This window comes from Candidatus Competibacteraceae bacterium, from assembly GCA_016699715.1.
Lineage (GTDB): Bacteria > Pseudomonadota > Gammaproteobacteria > Competibacterales > Competibacteraceae > Competibacter.
In genome coordinates this window covers 513,960-531,673 of sequence record CP065007.1, presented here as the reverse complement: position 1 = coordinate 531,673, position 17,714 = coordinate 513,960, and the positions used below count along the sequence as shown (strand labels likewise).

The following is a 17,714-nucleotide window of genomic DNA, read 5'->3' as shown; positions in this document are numbered from 1 at the left end:
ACCATGGCGCATCTCGACAAAGCCGCTCTCCGCGGCATCTTCCGTTTCCGGCCCCATGCCCCGCCGGCCTCGGAAGATCCGGCCGCGTCGCCGTCGGACTTGCCCCATATCCACTGGCGCCGCTTCAGCGCTTATCCCGCGCTCATGACCGCCATCTACATCGGTGGCGGCTTGCTTTGGGTACTGGGCGGCGACCTGCTGCTGGGTGCCTGGCTGGCCGACGCGGAGTTATCGCCCATGCTGGGGCCGCTCACGAGCGGTTTGGTGGTCGTCGCCAGTGGTAGCCTGCTGTACCGCCTACTGAGCTTCCATGTCGAAACGGCACGCCACGCCAATCTGGTCCAGGACAGGCGGTTGGCGGAATTCATCGAGATGATCGCCGACATGGCCTTCATCAAGGATCGCGAAGGCCGTTACCTGCTGTTCAACTCGGCGGGCGCGCGCCTGGTCGGGAAACCTCTGACCGAATGTCTGGGCCAGGACGATCGCGCGCTGTTCCCCGCCGACATGGCCCTGAAACTGATGGAGGCGGATCGCCAGGTCATCGCCAACGGTCACCGGCTGAACCGCGAAGAGACATTCGACATTCGCGGCGAACGGCGCATCCTTCAATCGACCCAATGGCCCTATCGGGACGCCGACGATCGCATCATCGGCGTGATCGGCATCGCCCGCGACATCACCGCGCGCAAACAGGCCGAAGAACAATCGTGGCGCGCCCGCGACGAACTGGAAAGCCGGGTGCGGGAGCGCACCACCGAATTGGTGACCGCCAATCGGACCCTGGAGCGGCTGATCGCCGCCCGCGTGCAAACCGAAATCGCCCTGCGCGACAGCGAGGAACGCTTTCGCCAGCTTGCCGAGCACATCCGCGAGGTATTTTGGGTGTACGGCATCGCGGAAGAACAGCTGCTGTACGTCAGCCCGGCCTACGAAGAGATCTGGGGGCGCGCCGTATGCAATTTTCAGGAACGCCCGCTGGACTGGCTGGAAGCCGTCCACCCCGACGACCGCCCGCGCATTCAGGCGGCGCACGCCGCCAAGCTGGAATCGGGCCGGCTCGACGAAGAGTACCGCATCGTGCGCCCGGACGGCGCGATCCGCTGGATCTGGGATCGCGGCTTTCCGATCCGTGACGCGACCGGTCACGTATACCGCATCGCCGGCCTGGCCGAGGACATCACCACCCGCAAGCTGGCCGAGGACCAATTGCGGCGGCAACAAGTGGAACTGGCCAAGATGTCGCGGCTCAGCCTGGCGATCGAGCTGGCCTCCAATCTGGCTCACGAACTCAACCAGCCGCTGGCGGCCATCGTGGCCTACACCCAGGCGTGTCTGACCCTGCTACGAGAGAATACCACCGACCCCCGCGAGTTGACCGGTACGCTGGAAGAAGTGGTCAATCAGGGGTTGCGGGCCGGCGGCATCATCCGCCACCTGCGCGGGCTGGTGCAAAAACATCCAGCCGCTCAGACCGAAATCGATCTCAATGCCCTGATCCGCTCGGTGGTTCACTACGCGCAACTGGAGCTGCGCCAAGCCGGCATCACGGTACGGCTGGAACTGACGGAACCGCTACCGGCCATCCTGGCCGATGACATGCAAATCCAGTTGGCGGCGCTCTACCTGGTGCGCAACGCCATCGAGGCCATGCAAGACTCGGACGCCGCGCCGCGCGAGCTACGGCTACGCACGGCTCCGCTCGACACGGGTACCGTGCTCGCCACCGTTCGCGACACCGGACCAGGCTTCAGCCCGGAAGCGCTCGAACGATTGTTCCAACCTTTCTTCACCACCAAATCCACGGGCATGGGACTGGGACTGTCGGTCAGTCGCTCGCTGATCGAATCCCAGGGCGGGCAATTGTGGGCTACTCCCAATCAGCCCGACCGTGGAGTCTCGTTCCATTTCAGCCTGCCGGTGTACACCCACTACCGATGACCGCCCGCGCCCGCATGAACGAAATCACTTCCACCGTTTTTCTCATCGACGACGACCAGGCGGTACGCGACGCGGTCGGCCTGCTGTTGCGGGCGACCGGACTGAGCGTGGAATCTTTCGCCAGCGCCGCCGACTTTCTCAAATCCGACGGCATCCGTCGACCCGGCTGCCTATTGCTGGACGTGCGCATGCCGGGCATGAGCGGCCTGGATCTGCAGAAGCAGTTGCAGGATCAGGGCCACCGCATTCCGATCATCTTCATGACCGGCCACGGCGACGTGCCCATGGCGACCCGGGCGATGAAAGCCGGCGCGTTCGACTTCATTGAAAAGCCGTTTCAGGGACAAACCTTGCTGGCGCGAGTCCGGGAAGCACTGGAACGCGATGCCCGCGAGCTTCGCCGCCAAGCCCAACGCAGCGAGGCGGCGGCGCGGCTGGCGCGGCTATCGCCGCGCGAGCGGGAAGTCCTGGAGCGGGTAGCGGCCGGTCAGTACAACAAGGTGATCGCCGCCGAACTCGGCATCAGCCTGTCCACGGTGGAAATCCACCGCAAGCGGGTGATGGAAAAACTGGAAGCGAACTCGCTCTCCGACCTGATTCGAACCCTGGCGCTGCTGGACGCAGGGGGATCGTAGGCCTCGCCAACCCCAAGGCTGGCGATCGTTCGGCCGTTCGGCGGCGCGCCACGAAAGATCGTAATGCTACCCGCGCCTCCGACCAGCGCAGCTGTTATACCGTTTCCCGGTAGGTTTTCGCTTTCATGGCTCTTGCTATTCCGTCATACCCGCGAAAGCAGGTATGACGAATGGCGCTGTTTTTGACCTGAAAATACAAAACCTATCGGTAAACGGTATTATGTTCCCACCATGGCAAGTGCCCACGGGTTGATGATATTGGTCCCCAATATCGCCGCGCCAAGCTCTTGCAAGGCAGCGGCGCATCGGCCATATATTCATCGATTGACAGCGGTACCGGCCCGCGACCTCGACCTCGACCTCGACCACAGGCAAGCTCATGAACCGCGCAAATAGCGTACTGCTGACCGATCTTTACCAATTGACCATGCTCCAGACCTACCACGCCGAACGCATGCGGGAAACGGCTGTGTTCGAATTGTTCGCCCGCCGGCTGCCCCCCGAGCGGGCATTCCTGCTCGCCGCCGGCTTGGAACAGGCGCTGGATTATCTGGAAAACCTGCGATTCACCGCCGAGGAACTGGACTGGCTGGCCGGTTGCGGTCGCTTCAGCCCGCAATTCGTGGCCGCGCTGGAAGACTTTCGCTTCACCGGCTCAGTAGATGCGCTACCGGAGGGCACGGCGTTCTTCGCCAACGAACCGATCCTGCGGGTCGTCGCCCCGCTGCCCGAGGCGCAACTGGTGGAAAGTCGGCTCATCAACCTGATCCATTATCAAACCCTGATCGCATCCAAGGCCGCCCGCTGCGTGCTGGCCGCGCCCGGCAAGCTGCTGGTGGATTTCGGCATGCGCCGTGCCCACGGCGCCGAGGCGGCCCTGTTCGCCGCCCGAGCGGCCTATCTGGCCGGTTTTGCCGGCAGCGCCACCGTGCTGGCCGGCCTGCGCTTCGATATTCCCCTGTTCGGCACCATGGCTCATTCGCTGATCCAGGCCCACGACCGGGAGGAAGAGGCTTTCGAACATTTCGCCGCCGCCCAGCCCGGCAACGTGGTACTGCTGCTCGACACCTACGACACCGAGACCGCCGCCCACAAGCTGCTCACGCTGGCCCCCCGCCTGCGCGAGCGCGGCATCAAAATCAAGGGCGTGCGCATCGACAGCGGCGACCTGGCCGAACACGCCCGCCGGGTCCGAAGCATCCTCGATGCCGGCGGCCTGGCGCAAGTCACCATCCTGGCCAGCGGCGATCTCGACGAATACCGCCTGCGTGAGCTACTGGCCGCGGGGGCGCCGATCGACGGTTTCGGTATCGGCACCCGGCTGGATGCATCCGTTGACGCTCCGACGCTGGATCTGGTTTACAAGCTACAAGAGTATGCTGGCCGACCCCGGCGCAAGCATTCCGAAGGCAAAGCCACCTGGCCCGGCCGCAAGCAGGTGTACCGGCAACTGGCGGCGGACGGCGCGATGGCCGGCGACTGTTTGAGCCTGGAAGATGCACCGCGGCCGGGTGAACCCTTGCTGGTCAAGGTGATGGAAAACGGTCGCCGGCGGGCACCGCCGGAACCGCTGGACGCCAGCCGCGACCGCGCGCGCGCGCAACTGGCGGCACTGCCGCCCGCCCTGCGCACCGACCAAGGCGAACCGAGCTACCCGGTCGAGATCGCCCTGGAGCTGCGCGAGCTGACGGCCCGGCTGGACCGGGAAACCCACTGACCGTCACCCGTCACCGATCATGATTCCGACCCTATCCGGGCTTTGATCCCGCTCTCTTCAATCGCTAGGCGGCCACGACCGAACAGGTGTATGCTACGCTGCACTGCAACATCACTGACCCTACGAAGGAACGGTCATGGCCACCGCAATTCTTGTCGTCCCCACCGAACAACGGGTCGGGCTGACCACCGTTGCCCTGGGTCTGGTGCACGCGCTCGACCGCAAGGGCATTCCGGTCGGTTTCTGCAAACCCATCGGCCAGCCGCACGCCACCGACACCGGACCGGAACGCTCGACCCGACTGGCGCGCGCCGTCACCAGCCTGAACCCGCCCGAACCGATCCCGGTCGCCGAGGCGGAAAGCCTGCTCGGCCACAATCGGGAAAACATTCTGCTGGAGGAGGTGATCGCCCGCTACGAGCGCGCGGCCCAGAAAGCCAGCGTGGTGGTGGTCGAAGGTCTGGTGGATACCGAGGAACGGTCCTACGGCACTCATCTGAATGCCAGAATGGCGCAAAGCCTGGATGCCCGGATCATCATTGTCGCCGCTCCCGGCCGCGACAACCCACGCCAGGTTGCCGAAACGGTGGAAATGGTGGCCCAAGCCTACGGCGGCATCCACCACGAGCGGATGATCGGCTGCATCGTCAACCTGCTGGACGCGCCGGTGGACCCCACCGGCCACATCCGTTTCGATTTCAGCCGCGCCGAGGATAGCCTCGACCAGGGCCACGAGGCCGAACTGCAAGCCGAGTGCGCCCGACGCTGGCCGGAGACCTTCAAGCTGCTGGGCTGCATCCCCTGGCAACGCGAGCTGATCGCGCCGCGGGTGCGGGACATCAGGCACATGATCGGCGCGCAAATCCTCAACGAAGGCCAGTTGGACCGCCGCGTCACCCATGTCGTACTGGGTGCCCGCACCCTGGCCAACAGTTGCCAGGATCTGCGCGCCGGCGCGATGGTGATCATGCCCGGCGACCGCGAGGACCTGCTGCTGGCCACCTGCATGGCGGCGATCAGCGGCACCCATGTCGCGGCCGTGCTGCTCACCGGCGGCATCAAACCCGACCCGCGGGTGTGGACGCTGTGTGGCCCGGCGTTCGAGGCCGGCCTGTCGGTGCTGACCATTCCCTACAGCACCATGCAATCGGTGCTGTACCTGCCCTACATCAACCTGGAAATCCCACTCGACGACCACGACCGGATGCAACGGGCGGTGGAGACGGTCGCCTCGCATATCACTCTGGAGTGGCACGAACCGCTGCTGGCCCGGATCGAGGAACGGCGGCTCAGCCCGCCGGCCTTCCGCCACATGCTGGTGGAACGCGCCCGCCGCGCCAACAAGCGCATCATCCTGCCCGAGGGCAACGAACCGCGCACCATCGAGGCGGCGATCATCTGCCACCAGCGTGACATCGCCCGCTGCGTGCTGATGGGCGACGCCGGCCGCATGCACCGGCTGTCGGCCCGCCGCGGCATGATCATCCCGCCGGGTATCGAAATCATCGACCCCACCCAGATCGACCCGCGCTACATCGACACGATGGTGGAGCTGCGCCAGGACAAGGGGTTGAGCCCCGGCCTGGCCGATGAGCAGTTGCACGACGCGGTCATGCTGGGCACCATGATGCTGCAACTGGGCGAAGTCGACGGGCTGGTGTCCGGCGCGGTGCATACCACCGCCAACACCATCCGTCCGGCCCTGCAACTGATCAAGACCGCGCCCGGAGTCAAGCTGGTGTCGTCGATCTTCTTCATGTGCCTGCCGGAACAGGTGCTGGTCTACGGCGATTGCGCCATCAACATCGACCCCAATGCCGAGGAACTGGCCGACATCGCCATTCAAAGCGCCGAGTCGGCCCAGGCCTTCGGCATCCCGCCGCGAGTGGCGATGCTGAGCTACAGCACCGGCACCTCCGGCACCGGCAGCAACGTGGAAAAAGTCAAGGAAGCGACCCGGATCGCCCGCGAACGGCGGCCGGATTTGCTGATCGACGGCCCCCTGCAATACGACGCGGCGGCGATCAAGGCGGTGGCCCAAAGCAAGGCGCCCGACAGTCAGGTCGCCGGGCGGGCCACGGTGTTCATCTTCCCCGATCTCAACACCGGCAATACGACGTATAAAGCGGTGCAGCGCAGCGCCGACGTGATCAGCATTGGCCCGATGCTGCAAGGACTGCGCAAGCCGGTGAACGATCTGTCGCGCGGGGCACTGGTGGAAGATATCGTGTTCACCATCGCCTTGACCGCGATTCAGGCCGAACAGGCAGCGGATCAGGAGCGCACCGCCCGACGCTGATCCTTTACTCCCGCTCGAATACCTCCACACGGGCCGGCGGGAGATTGCTCCAGATGATCTTGCTGGAGCGCCGCCGAAAGTGGGGTAGCAGCCCGGACTGGGTGCCGCGCAGGTCGTAGGTGTATTGCACCAACAGGCCGCCGGCATCGAGCAGGGTCTCGAACTGGTGACCGATGGCGCGGGTGACGGTGGGAGGCAACGAACGCAAGGGCAGGCTGGACACGATGCCGCCGACCCCTCGCGAACGATCGTGGTCCAGCAGTTGCGCCAGTTGAGCGGCATCTCCCTGCATGATCCGCAGTTGCGGAAAACGCCGGCGCAGGTGATTGACCAGCGTCGGCGAACGCTCGATCACCACCAGCTTCCACGGCGGCACGCCGTGCTTGAGCAGCGCGGCGGTGACCGCGCCGGTTCCTCCACCCAGTTCCACCACCAACCCGTCCCGATCCAGCGGTACCCGCGAGGCCATGCAACTTGCCAGCGCCGGCGCGCTGGGACAGGCCGCCCCCATGGCGCGTGGGTTGGCCCAGATTTCCCGAGTGAACAACGCCAGTGACGCGGCGCCAGGGTTTTGCATTAACACCTTCACCAAACGTTTCATACCCTACCTAGTCTCAAAATCCAGAGAACCGCTCATCGATTAGAAAGTTGCGTATTGCGCGATGGCGACCAGAGCATCCAGCCGGCGGAAAATACCACCACGCCGGTAATAGATGTGACAGTTGGATGACCGCAGGCATTTTAATCGATATCCGGCACTTTAATAGCGGGATATCGATGACGGCGAAGCGCCGTGCTAAAACCCGGTTCGACAGCGCCACCGGCAGGATATGCAAGCGGTGGGGAAGCGATCGGAGCGCGGAACGGGAGGATGGATCGGCACGGTAACCGCCGGTCGAAACCGGCGGTTCAAACAGCGTCAGGAGGGGCTGCGCAAGCGCTCTTGCTCGGCTTCGAACAACACCGACGCGATCTGGTGCAACCCTTCTTCCTCGGCCAGTTCGGAAATTTCCTCCCACGAGGCGTTGCGGTCGATGGCGGCGGCGGTCTTGCTGCCCGCCGGCAAATCCTGGCGAGCCTCCCGAACGAAGGTATCGGTGGCCACCGCGGCATCTTCCACCGCGGCCGAGCCGCTCCGCAGCGCTTCCTGCTCGGCCTCGAACAGCACCGAGGCCAACTTATGCAACCCTTCTCCCTCGGCCAGTTCGGAAATCTCCTCCAGGCTGGCGTTGCGGTCGATGGCGGCGGCGGTCCTGCTGCCATCGGGCAGATCGCTCCGACACGATTGGAGCAGTTGCGCGATGTTTTTCATCTCCACGGGTAGAACTCCTGGTGATGGTGATTGAAAGATCGGTTCGATCGGCGGGCAAGTCTATTATGGCGGCGCCGAAAAAACCAATATCGAACCGGCGTTGCCCGTAGCGATCGCACGCTTTCGACTCGATTCCCGACGCTTGGCGCATCTCGATCGAGCGGACCCCGTACCGCGCCCGTGACGATTTCGCTTATCCCCGAGCACGGCATCCAGGAAATTTTAAGGTTGGTTTCAGGCACGTTCCGTACAGTGCGCCTCAGCTCGCAAGGACGCGTCGATCCGAAGCAACGACTCGAACTGTCGTTGCCAAACCCATCCGATAATTGAGGTACTGCTCCATGATCGCTCGCACAACATCCCTGCTCGGCACCGTTGCTTTCGTGCTTGCCACCACCTTTGCCGCCACCACCCTCGCCGCCGAAACCAAGAGTGCCACGCCAGACGCTAATCCGCCAGCCGCCACGGCGACCGCCGGCATCACCAAGGAACAGGCCGTCGAAATGGCACTGAAGGCGCATCCGGGCAAAGTCACCAAAGCCTATAAGGACAGGAAGAACGGCAAGGAGACCTGGGAAGTGAAAATCAAGGGCGACGACGGCAAGAAATGGGAGGTGTATTACGACATGAAGACCGGGGTTCTGGTCGCCGAGGAGGGCAGCTGAGGTCGAATGACCAAGGTGACATCCCGAAACCGAAAAAACCCGTCATCTCGCCGCCGCCATGCCACCGCACGGCGGCGGCGCCGACCACAGGTCGCGAGGTTATGGCCATGACTGACCATCGTTCCACCGAAATCGTCGTTTGGGACCCGTGGGTCCGCTTGTTTCATTGGACCCTGGCGACCGCGTTCTGCGCCGCCTATTTCACTCAGAGCGAGTGGTTCGAGGATTTCCAGGACCACCTGGACGGCGAGTGGCTGCAAACCGTCCATGTCTGGGCCGGTTACACCATCGCCGGACTGCTGTTGTTTCGCCTGCTCTGGGGCTTCGCCGGACCACGCCACGCCCGGTTCGGCGACTTCGTGCATGGACCCCGCGCCACTCTGTCCTACCTCAAGCAAGTGCTGACCCTGCGCGCGCCCCGCCACCTGGGCCATAATCCAGCCGGCGGCGCGATGATTGTGATCCTGCTGCTGAGCTTGACCACCGCCGTTACCGCCGGCTTGTTGTTGTACGGCGCCGACAAGGGCCTGGGTCCGTTGGCCGGTTTGCTGGCGGGCAGCAACGAAGACACCATTCACTCCATCAAGGAGATCCATGAGTTTTTCGCCAACTTCACCCTCGCGCTGGTCGCCGGACATCTGATCGGGGTCGTCTGGGAAAGCCTGCTGCACCGGGAAAATCTGGCCCGCGCCATGGTGACCGGACGCAAGCGCGCCTGACCACCCTCATATCGTTCGCGAAACCGTGCCCATGCCCCGTCCCGCCAGACCCATCGCCACCCTGCTGCTGGCCGCAAACCTGCTGGTGGCGGGTCCGCTCATGGCTGGGCGCGACCATGACGAAATCCGCCGCTTGCGCGGCGCCGGGCAAATCCTGTCGCTGGAAAGCATCATCGCCCAGCATCGCACCCGGTATCCCGGGGGCCAACTGCTGGAAGCGGGCCTGGAATCCGAGCACGGCCGCTATATCTACGATCTCAAATTCCTGGGCAATGACGGCGTGGTGAGGGAGTTCGAATACGACGCCCGCACCGGCGCACCATGGCATTTTGAGCATGAAGAACACGAAGAGTAAGGGTGGGCGATGCGCTTGCTGCTGGTCGAGGACGATGCATTGTTGAGTGGCCGGCTACGCGGCGAACTGCAACGGGCCGGTTTCGCCGTGGATGTAGCGGACAATGGCGTGGATGCCGGCTTCATGGGCGAGTCCGAACCCTACGATATGGTGGTACTGGATATCGGGCTGCCCGACCGCTCCGGGCTGGACGTGCTGCGCGGCTGGCGCGCGGCCGGCCATCCGATGCCGGTGCTGATCCTGACCGCCCGCGACGCCTGGCACGAAAAAGTGGACGGCTTCAAGGCCGGCGCCGACGATTACCTGAGCAAACCGTTTCATACCGCCGAACTGATCGCCCGCCTGCATGCGTTGCTACGGCGCGGTATCGCCCGGCCGCCCGGCCCGCTGCAAGCCGCCGGACTGGAACTGGACGAAGACGCCCAAACCGTCCGGGTGACCGCCACCGATGCCACCTTCGAATTGACCGGCACCGAATTCCGCCTGCTGCGCTACCTCATGCGACACCCCGGCCGGGTGCTATCGAAAAGCCGGCTGGTCGAGCATGTCTACGATTTCGACGCCGAGCGCGACAGCAACGTGCTGGAGGTCTACATCAATCGACTGCGCCGCAAACTCGGCCGTGACCTGATCGTCACTCGTCGCGGTCAAGGCTACGTTTTCGGAACCGACGACGCATGACTTCGCTACAGGCCCGGCTCTCGGCCGGTCTGATTCTGGCGCTGACCCTGTTGATGGTGCTGGCGGTGGCCCTCGGGAGCTACTCGCTGCGGCAACTCGCCGAGAATTTCGTCGCCGGCCGGCTGGAACACGATTTGGAAACCCTAGTGGCGGCTTTGGATTTCGACTCCGCCGGCCGGCCGCGCCTGGCCATTGACCGGATCGGTGTCTCCTTTCACCAACCCTACTCGGGACACTACTACCAAATCGAAGCGCCCGGCGGCGAGATCCACTCGCGCTCCCTGTGGGACACCGAGCTGTCGCTGCCGCCGCTCGCGGCCGACCACGTCACCCGCAGCTTCGTCACCGGCCCGCAAGACCAGCAACTGCTGCTGGTCGGGCGCGCCTTCCGGGTCCAGGGCCGGCCCGTCGCCATCGCCGTGACCGAGAACTTCACCCCAGTGCGCCAAGGCATCCACCGGATCCTGCTGGAATTCATCCTGGTCGCGTTGCTGCTGTTTGCCGTACTACTGCTGTTTCAGCGACAAATGGTGCGGCGCGGCCTGGCGCCACTGGAGCAGATCCGCCAGAACCTGCCGCAACTGGCGCGCGGCGAGATCGCGCAACTGCCGGCCGACGCTCCGGACGAAGTGCGGCCACTGGTGGCCGAACTGAACCGCTTGCTGGTCCTGCTGGATCAGCGTCAGCGGCGAGCCCGTCACGCCCTTGGCAATCTGGCCCACGCCGTGAAAACCCCACTCACCGCGCTGACCCAGCTCGCCGAGCAGCCACTGGCGCCCGAGGATAGCGCTAGCTGGCAGGCGCTGCGCCAGCAGATTCAGCAGATCCGGACCCTGACCGAACGCGAACTCAAGCGGGCGCGAATCGCCGGCGGCGGCGCACCCGGCCAGAGGGTACTGCTGGAGCGCGAGCTTGCCGATCTGATCGAGACTTTGCGTCGCATCCATCGCGACCGACGCTTGCGGGTCGAGCTGCGAATCCCACCCGCCAGCACCTTCCCCTGCGACCGGGACGATTTGCTGGAATTGCTGGGCAACCTGCTCGACAACGCCTGGCAGTGGGCGGCAACCACGGTACGGTTGACCGCCAGCGTGACCGAACGGGAACTGTGCCTGCGGGTCGAGGACGATGGAGCGGGTTGCCCACCGGAACAAATGGAGCTGCTGCAACAGCGGGGGGCGCGCATCGACGAATCCCGCGCCGGACACGGCCTGGGGCTGGCCATCGCCGGCGACATCGTCCGGCAGTACGGCGGTATGCTACGGCTGGATCGCTCAGCGGCGCTGGGCGGCCTGATGGTGGAGGTGACGCTACCGCAACCCACCATCGCCCGCCAATCCGAAATCAGTATGCCTCGAACGTAAAGCGCGCCGTGCCGATCCTCAGCACGTCGCCTGCCTCCAAGGCCAGCACCTCGTTGGTGGCCAGAGCGTGACAACCCACCCGCACCGAACCCGGCTCGGCCAGATTCTGAATCCAGTACATACCGTCCCGGAACAGCAGTTCGGCGTGCCGAGCCACCACGCCCGGCGCGTTAACGCGCAGGCCGGCCTGTGGGGAACTGCCCAGCGATAGCCACTTGGGGACGTAGTAGTGGACGATCTGCCGGCGAGCCGCATCCTCGCGTTCAAACCGGGCATAAAGCAGGGCGCCGGGGTTACCGACTCCATTCAACCGGGCCACCCGTTCCTGCATGTGCAGCAGCTTGAGATAGCGAGCCTTGAGCTTGTCCCGCAGCACATCGGCGTTGGCTTGCCGGTCGCGCTGGTGCAACACATCGACCAGCTCAAGCAGATAGCGGCCGAACTTGTCGCGTGGTTCCTGGCTGTCCCAATCCAGCGGAGCGTGTTCGCCTTTATGATCCCAGGCCAAAAACAGCTTTAAGCGATACAGATCGCACACATCCAGAACGTCGTCGACTTCCAGTAGATGCCAGCTCCCACGCTCCAGCCGCTGGCCGTTGCGGCCGGTGTAGGTATACCCCTCGTCGCTGGCCGACATCAGTGCCAATTGGTCGCCCAACGCGCAGACCACGCTATGGAGCCGGGAAATCCGGTTGTACTTGGGTACGAAGCCCAAGGTGAAATCGCCGAACCCGGTGCCAGCGGCGGCGCTGTGGCGGCCAAAGATCATCAGCGGACGCGATACCAGTTCGATGCGCGCCACCGCCTGGGCCGAATTTTCCGGCAGCAGCAGCGCCCGCGTCAGCGGCGTACCGCGACTGAGCGCCTGACCGCTGGCGGTACTGGCGGCCCGCAGGCTGTAGCTACGCTCGGGATCGACTTCCAGTTCGAGCGGCAAGGTGCAGGCCAGGGTATCAACCTCGGTTTCCTCGCGCGCCGCGGCCGGATCGTCCAGCAGCCATCCGCTGAAGGCGGTCTTGTCCAGTAGCGGGTCGGGCCAGAAGCGATCGAATCGCGGCGCGGCGCCCGCCACCGGCTCCTGCTTGCTTTCAACCGGCCGGGTAAAATCCAGCCGGATCTCGAAGCGGTTGTCGTAGGCGTGCCATTCTCCCCGATGGTCGCAGAGATCGAGCTCCAGCCACAAGGTGGTTTGCACCGGGCCAGCGTGGGGACACCGATAGCCGATATACACCGGCTGTGCTTCCCGGCCGTCCAGTAGCCGCAGCGGCGGGACCCGCCCTTCACCGGCAAACACCAGATCGGGGCTGCGCAGCCGCAGGCGGATTTCTCGATACAACCACCAACTGGGGTTGATCAGCAGCGCGCAAAGCCTGTTTTCCCGTTCCGAGGCCGGGCTCACGGCAACCGCCAAACTCACCAGTACCGGCTGCTGGGTTTCCGCCAGCCGGGCGATGCGTCGCTGGTACTCGTCCGCCTGCACCAGGCCACCACGCGACCAGCGCAGATACCGGTTCCGAAAATAATCCACCGCCTCCCGATCCCGCGGTTCCCGGTATTCCTGTTTGGCGGCGAGTTCGCCCAGCAACTGGGCGAACTCGCGCAGGACTGACGCCGCTGACTCGACCGCGGGCGGCGCCAGCTCGGCGGGTGGAGCGGTGCTGCCCCACTCCATCGATGGCGCCGGATTGACCTCCGCCGGGTCCTCGGCGACGGGCGGTACGAGCGTGGATTCGACGACTGCGGGCGGCACCGGCTCGGCGGGTGGGGCGGTGCTGCCCCACTCCATCGATGGCAGCGGATTGACCTCCGCCGGACCCTCGGCGACGGGCGGTACGGGCGTGGATTCGACCACGGGTGGCGCCAGTTTCAGTTCTTCCCCGGCCGTGATCGCCTGCTGCTCGGCCGCCGGGGTTCGATCGGGATCGAGATCGGGATCGAGATCGAGATCGAGATCGAGGGGAAAATCCAGCGGCAGATCCAGATCCAGACGCAGGTCGAACCCGTCATCGTCAGCGGGCGCCGGCACGGTTTCGCCAACGGCATCCTGCCAGAGCGGGCCAACCGTCCTGGACCCCGATTGAGTCCGATCACCGAGAAAACAGTTGCGGGCGGCTTCATCCACCAGACCCGGCGTAATCTCATGCCCCGACTCCAGGCTGGCGAACAGGAACATGGCGTCGCACAGCATGGCGACGGCACGCGGGACGCCTTGACTGTAGTGGTTGATGCGCTCGATAACGGCGGGAGAGAACAGTCCCTCGCCCGTATAGCCGGCGGTTTCGAACTGATGGTTGATAAACAGTCCGGTTTCCATGCCGCTCAGCCGTTCGAGCTGACAGCGAACCTGGATCTGCTCGTGCAACCGCCGCAGCTCGGGTTGGCGCAGCTTGCCCTCAATCTCCGGTAGGCCCGCCAGCACAACCTGTAAGCGCTGATCGGACTCCACCGCTGTTTCCACGAAATCCCACAAGCGGTTCAACACGCCAATACGCAGATGCTGTGCATCGTCGATCAGCAGGGCAACCGGTTGGTTGCGGCGCGCATGCGCGGCCACGGTATCCAGCAACAACCTACTCTGTTGCTCGATATCCAGACCTTCGGCCGACAATTGCAGGCTGATGCACAGATAGTTAAGGATGTCGGGAAAATCGAGGTTGGCGTTATTCAGCAGAACGAAAAAAATATCGTCAGCTTCCGCCATGCAGCGGCGCAACACCAGCGTCTTGCCAAATCCGGCTTCACCGGTCAGCAGCACGAATCCGCGCTGCTTCCGAATACCGCTCAGGATGTCGGCGCAAGCGCTATCGAAATTATCGTTGCGGTAATAATCTTTGCTATCTTTCGGTTTAAAGGGCTTATTTTCAAAACCGAAATAGGTGGTATACATTCCCCCCTCCTTGACGCTACCTCTGCCAGCATTCTAAAGCTCTAGTATCCATCTCCATAGTGCTTTTTCGTATCGTCGGCCAATCTATTGATTCGAAACTGGACCAAACGGAACCACTGTCGGGATTGCTCTCCCCGCGCAACCCCTCGAAGCGTGGACCGTCAATGTGGCCATTTCCGCCTCGGGCACCGGGCTACTAGCATTCCAAGATACTACTTATCGTGTATTGCTTTACAAATCAACCCAATATGTTGCGTATTTTTGGCCGATTAGCATTGTCCGAACCCAGTGCCCTGGATTGCCATATCGATTTAACGCCCACGTATCTCGCCAACGACGGCTTCTCCCACAAACCTTAGAACAATAATCCGCCGTCTATCGGCGATAAGCCGTCCGCGCCGTCACCCATCACATGGCCGAAATTCCCAAGACGTCGCCCAATCCTCCGCCGCCCACTTCGTTACTCGTCAACGTCGCGCCAGCGTAAGCTCCACTACCTTGCATCCATTCATCGGCGCCTACGGCCGCGACGAGCCGGGCCACATCGTCATCGACGCCGGTTGGTGGGAGAATAATGATTTGGTCAACGGAACATACTCCCATGTCTCATATCGTCATTCACCGCGACCACCCGCTTACCCTCGATGAGGCGCGCCAAGCCGCGGAAAAGCTCGCCACCCAACTGGCCGAGCGTTACGACCTCAGCTACCACTGGCAGGACGACACCTTGTACTTCGAACGCTCCGGCGTCGGTGGCCAGATCGAACTGGAGCCGGGCAAGTTGCGGATCAACGTGCGCCTGGGCTTTCTCCTGGCGACGCTGAAATACAAGCTGGAGCAGGAAATTCACACTTACCTGGACGAGCTGTTCCAGCAAGCCGGACCGTCCGATCCGGTTTGAGTCGCTATCGCATCGCCCACATCCGGCGGTTGAGGATCAGTACCTTGGCCGACAGGATGCGGGTCATGGTCGAAACGATGCGCGCCAGATCGCGCTCGAACCGGCGGCAATCCCGGTCACCGTACCGTTCGTCCAGCAAGCACCCCACATCGACCGGTAGTCGGGATGAGCGCACAGAGGGGGATGCGTGGTAGTCGCGCTGCCCGCCAGCACCGCGGGTTGCCGAACCCCCAAAAGCGCCTCAGCGCAGCTCGTGCCGCAGGATTGTGCCGATGTTGGATTTGGGCAGGCTATCGCGAAACTCGACCTCGCGCGGCCACTTGCCGGCGGGGAGACAGCCTCGGCAGTGCGCCTGAATGGCCTCGACGGTCAATTCCATCCCTGGCTTGGGCACAACGAACACCTTGACCGCCTCACCGCTCTCCTCATCGGGCACGCCGATACAGGCCGCCTCCAGTACCCCCGGACAAGCCACCACCACCTGCTCGATTTCACTGGGGAACACGTCGAAGCCGGACACCTGAATCCGGTCCTTCTTGTGATCCAAAATATAAAAGAAACCCTGTTTGTCCATGGTGGCGATGTCACCGGTCAGCAACCAGCCGTCGCGGAGGATGCGGGCGGTTTCCTCGGGCCGATGCCAATAGCCGCGCATCATCTGCGGGCCGCGGGCACACAGTTCTCCGCGCTCACCCGGCGGCACTTCCCTGCCCTCCTCGTCGCGTAGTTGCACTTCGGTGGACGGCAACGGCAAGCCGATGCTACCGGTGAAATCCTCGATATCGACCGGATTGACGCAGATTGCCGGCGCGGCCTCGGTCAGACCGTAGCCCTCCAGGATCGGCACTCCGGTCAGGGTCCGCCAGCGATCAGCCACATTTCGCCACATCGGCGCGCCGCCGCCGACCGTCAGCCGCAGCGAGGAGAAGTCCAAGGTGGCAAACTTGTCGTTGTTGACCAGCGCGTTGAACAACGCGTTGACTCCGGTGATCACCGTAAATTTCCACGGACGGATTTCCCGCACGCACAACGGAAGGTCGCGAGGGTTGGTAAGCAGCACGTTCAAACCGCCAAAATGGAGAAAACACAGACAGTTCACCGTCAGGCAGAAGATGTGGTGCAGCGGCAGCGCGGTGATGACGATCTCTTCGCCCTCGTGGAGCGCCGAACCCACCCAGGTGACGATCTGCCGTATGTTGGCCAATATGTTGCGATGAGTCAGCATCGCGGCCATGGGAAGTCCGGTGTTACCGCCGGTATATTGCAGGAAGGCCAGATCCTCGCCGGTTACCGCGACCGGCCGCAGGACAAGGCGGGCACCGCTAGCCAGCGTTTCCTTGAACCCGACCGTATTCGGCAGCGCGTAATGCGGCACCCTCTTTTTGATGTGCCGGGCCGCCAGATTAACCACCTTGGCCTTCCAGAACGACAACAGGTCGCCGATCTCGGTAATGATGGCGGCCCTGATCTCGGTCCGCTCGATGACCTCGGCCAACACATGGGCAAAATTGGCGAGGATCAGAATCGCCTTGGCTCCGGAGTCTCTGAGCTGATGCTCCAGCTCGCGCGGGGTATGCAGCGGATTGACGTTGACCACCACCAGCCCGGCACGCAGCGCGCCGAACAGCGCCACCGGATATTGCAGCAGGTTGGGCAGCATGATCGCCACCCGTTCACCCTTTTCCAGTCCCAGCTCCTGTTGCAGCCAAGCGGCGAATGCCCGGCTCATCTGTTCCAGTTCGGCATAGGTCATGCCGCAACCCATGTTAACGAAGGCATTGCGCCGGCCGAACTGACAGCAACTCCGATCGAACACTTCAACCAGCGAGCGGTATTCATCGGGATTGATGTCCGACGGCACCTTGGGTGGATAACGTTTCAACCACACTTTTTCCACGGGAGGTCTCTTCACTTGAGGAATTGCAAGATCAGCTTTTCGGATGAGCTTACCGGGATGCGAGCAAAATGGCGCGGCTGTGGAGCGATCGCGTGGGCTGAGTTGGATCTGGGTCCGGGCCAGACGGACGGACCGAACCCTCTACTCTCTTGAAATTTCGGCCAAGGGCAATTGGGTGATGGCGGCGATCCGCTCCGGTGAAAAGTTCATTGCCAGGAGTTCCCGAGCCACCGCTAACGCCTTGCGATGCGCGTCTTCTTCCATTCCTGTTCCATTCCCTGTTTCAGACCCTGCTGATAACTGGGCAAGCGTTCAAGGGTAACATGACGATTGTCCGCCAG

At 63.4% G+C, this 17,714-nt stretch carries 14 protein-coding genes; 10 read left to right on the top strand and 4 right to left on the bottom strand.

Annotated elements, in window-relative coordinates:
• Positions 1-3 precede the first annotated feature (3 nt).
• The 4 genes from IPM89_02440 (at position 4) to pta (ending at position 6,592) form a co-directional block, all read left to right on the top strand.
• Positions 4-1,941 carry a PAS domain S-box protein gene (locus IPM89_02440; protein ID QQS54732.1) on the top strand — a complete coding sequence of 646 codons (1,938 nt, stop codon included), beginning with the start codon at positions 4-6 and terminating at the stop codon, positions 1,939-1,941.
• A 14-nt stretch (positions 1,942-1,955) separates the two neighbouring features.
• Complete coding sequence (locus IPM89_02435) at positions 1,956-2,576, top strand: response regulator transcription factor (protein QQS54731.1); 621 nt, start codon at positions 1,956-1,958, stop codon at positions 2,574-2,576.
• Positions 2,577-2,955: 379 nt separating this feature from the next.
• The gene (locus IPM89_02430) at positions 2,956-4,293 is read left to right on the top strand and encodes a nicotinate phosphoribosyltransferase (GenBank protein ID QQS54730.1); all 1,338 of its coding nucleotides are present in this window, start codon (positions 2,956-2,958) and stop codon (positions 4,291-4,293) included.
• 136 nt (positions 4,294-4,429) lie between these two features.
• Positions 4,430-6,592, top strand: a complete 2,163-nt coding sequence (gene pta / locus IPM89_02425; GenBank protein ID QQS54729.1) for a phosphate acetyltransferase — start codon at positions 4,430-4,432, stop codon at positions 6,590-6,592.
• Positions 6,593-6,596: 4 nt separating this feature from the next.
• Here the strand turns inward: pta and IPM89_02420 are convergent, their stop codons facing one another.
• Together IPM89_02420 and IPM89_02415 are read right to left on the bottom strand one after the other, a co-directional pair.
• Positions 6,597-7,169: a methyltransferase domain-containing protein gene (locus tag IPM89_02420; GenBank protein QQS54728.1), complete on the bottom strand. Its 573-nt coding sequence runs from the start codon at positions 7,167-7,169 to the stop codon at positions 6,597-6,599.
• Positions 7,170-7,511: 342 nt separating this feature from the next.
• Positions 7,512-7,904, bottom strand: coding sequence for a hypothetical protein (locus IPM89_02415; protein QQS54727.1), 393 nt, complete (start codon positions 7,902-7,904; stop codon positions 7,512-7,514).
• Between the two features lie 341 nt (positions 7,905-8,245).
• On the opposite strand from IPM89_02415, the gene IPM89_02410 reads away from it, so the two are divergent.
• The 5 genes from IPM89_02410 to IPM89_02390 all read left to right on the top strand — a co-directional run bounded on the left by IPM89_02410 (position 8,246) and on the right by IPM89_02390 (position 11,688).
• Positions 8,246-8,569, top strand: a complete 324-nt coding sequence (locus tag IPM89_02410) for a PepSY domain-containing protein (protein QQS54726.1) — start codon at positions 8,246-8,248, stop codon at positions 8,567-8,569.
• Between the two features lie 107 nt (positions 8,570-8,676).
• The gene (locus IPM89_02405; GenBank protein QQS54725.1) at positions 8,677-9,288 is read left to right on the top strand and encodes a cytochrome b/b6 domain-containing protein; all 612 of its coding nucleotides are present in this window, start codon (positions 8,677-8,679) and stop codon (positions 9,286-9,288) included.
• A 100-nt stretch (positions 9,289-9,388) separates the two neighbouring features.
• On the top strand, positions 9,389-9,643 hold the full coding sequence (locus tag IPM89_02400; protein ID QQS55749.1) for a peptidase: 255 nt from the start codon (positions 9,389-9,391) through the stop codon (positions 9,641-9,643).
• 9 nt (positions 9,644-9,652) lie between these two features.
• Entirely contained in the window at positions 9,653-10,324 is a 672-nt protein-coding gene (locus IPM89_02395) for a response regulator transcription factor (GenBank protein ID QQS54724.1), read from the top strand.
• On the top strand, positions 10,321-11,688 hold the full coding sequence (locus IPM89_02390) for a HAMP domain-containing histidine kinase (GenBank protein ID QQS54723.1): 1,368 nt from the start codon (positions 10,321-10,323) through the stop codon (positions 11,686-11,688). The genes IPM89_02395 and IPM89_02390 overlap by 4 nt, the downstream gene beginning before the upstream one ends.
• On the opposite strand, the gene IPM89_02385 is transcribed toward IPM89_02390, so the two are convergent.
• Positions 11,669-14,575 (bottom strand): AAA family ATPase, encoded by a 2,907-nt coding sequence (locus IPM89_02385; protein QQS54722.1) that lies wholly within the window; start codon positions 14,573-14,575, stop codon positions 11,669-11,671. The two genes, IPM89_02390 and IPM89_02385, sit on opposite strands and share 20 nt — an antisense overlap.
• A gap of 601 nt (positions 14,576-15,176) precedes the next feature.
• Here IPM89_02385 and IPM89_02380 point away from each other — a divergent pair.
• Complete coding sequence (locus tag IPM89_02380) at positions 15,177-15,476, top strand: polyhydroxyalkanoic acid system family protein (GenBank protein QQS54721.1); 300 nt, start codon at positions 15,177-15,179, stop codon at positions 15,474-15,476.
• Positions 15,477-15,717: 241 nt separating this feature from the next.
• Here IPM89_02380 and IPM89_02375 read toward each other — a convergent pair whose 3' ends face one another.
• Positions 15,718-17,373: an AMP-binding protein gene (locus IPM89_02375; GenBank protein ID QQS54720.1), complete on the bottom strand. Its 1,656-nt coding sequence runs from the start codon at positions 17,371-17,373 to the stop codon at positions 15,718-15,720.
• Positions 17,374-17,714: the final 341 nt, after the last annotated feature.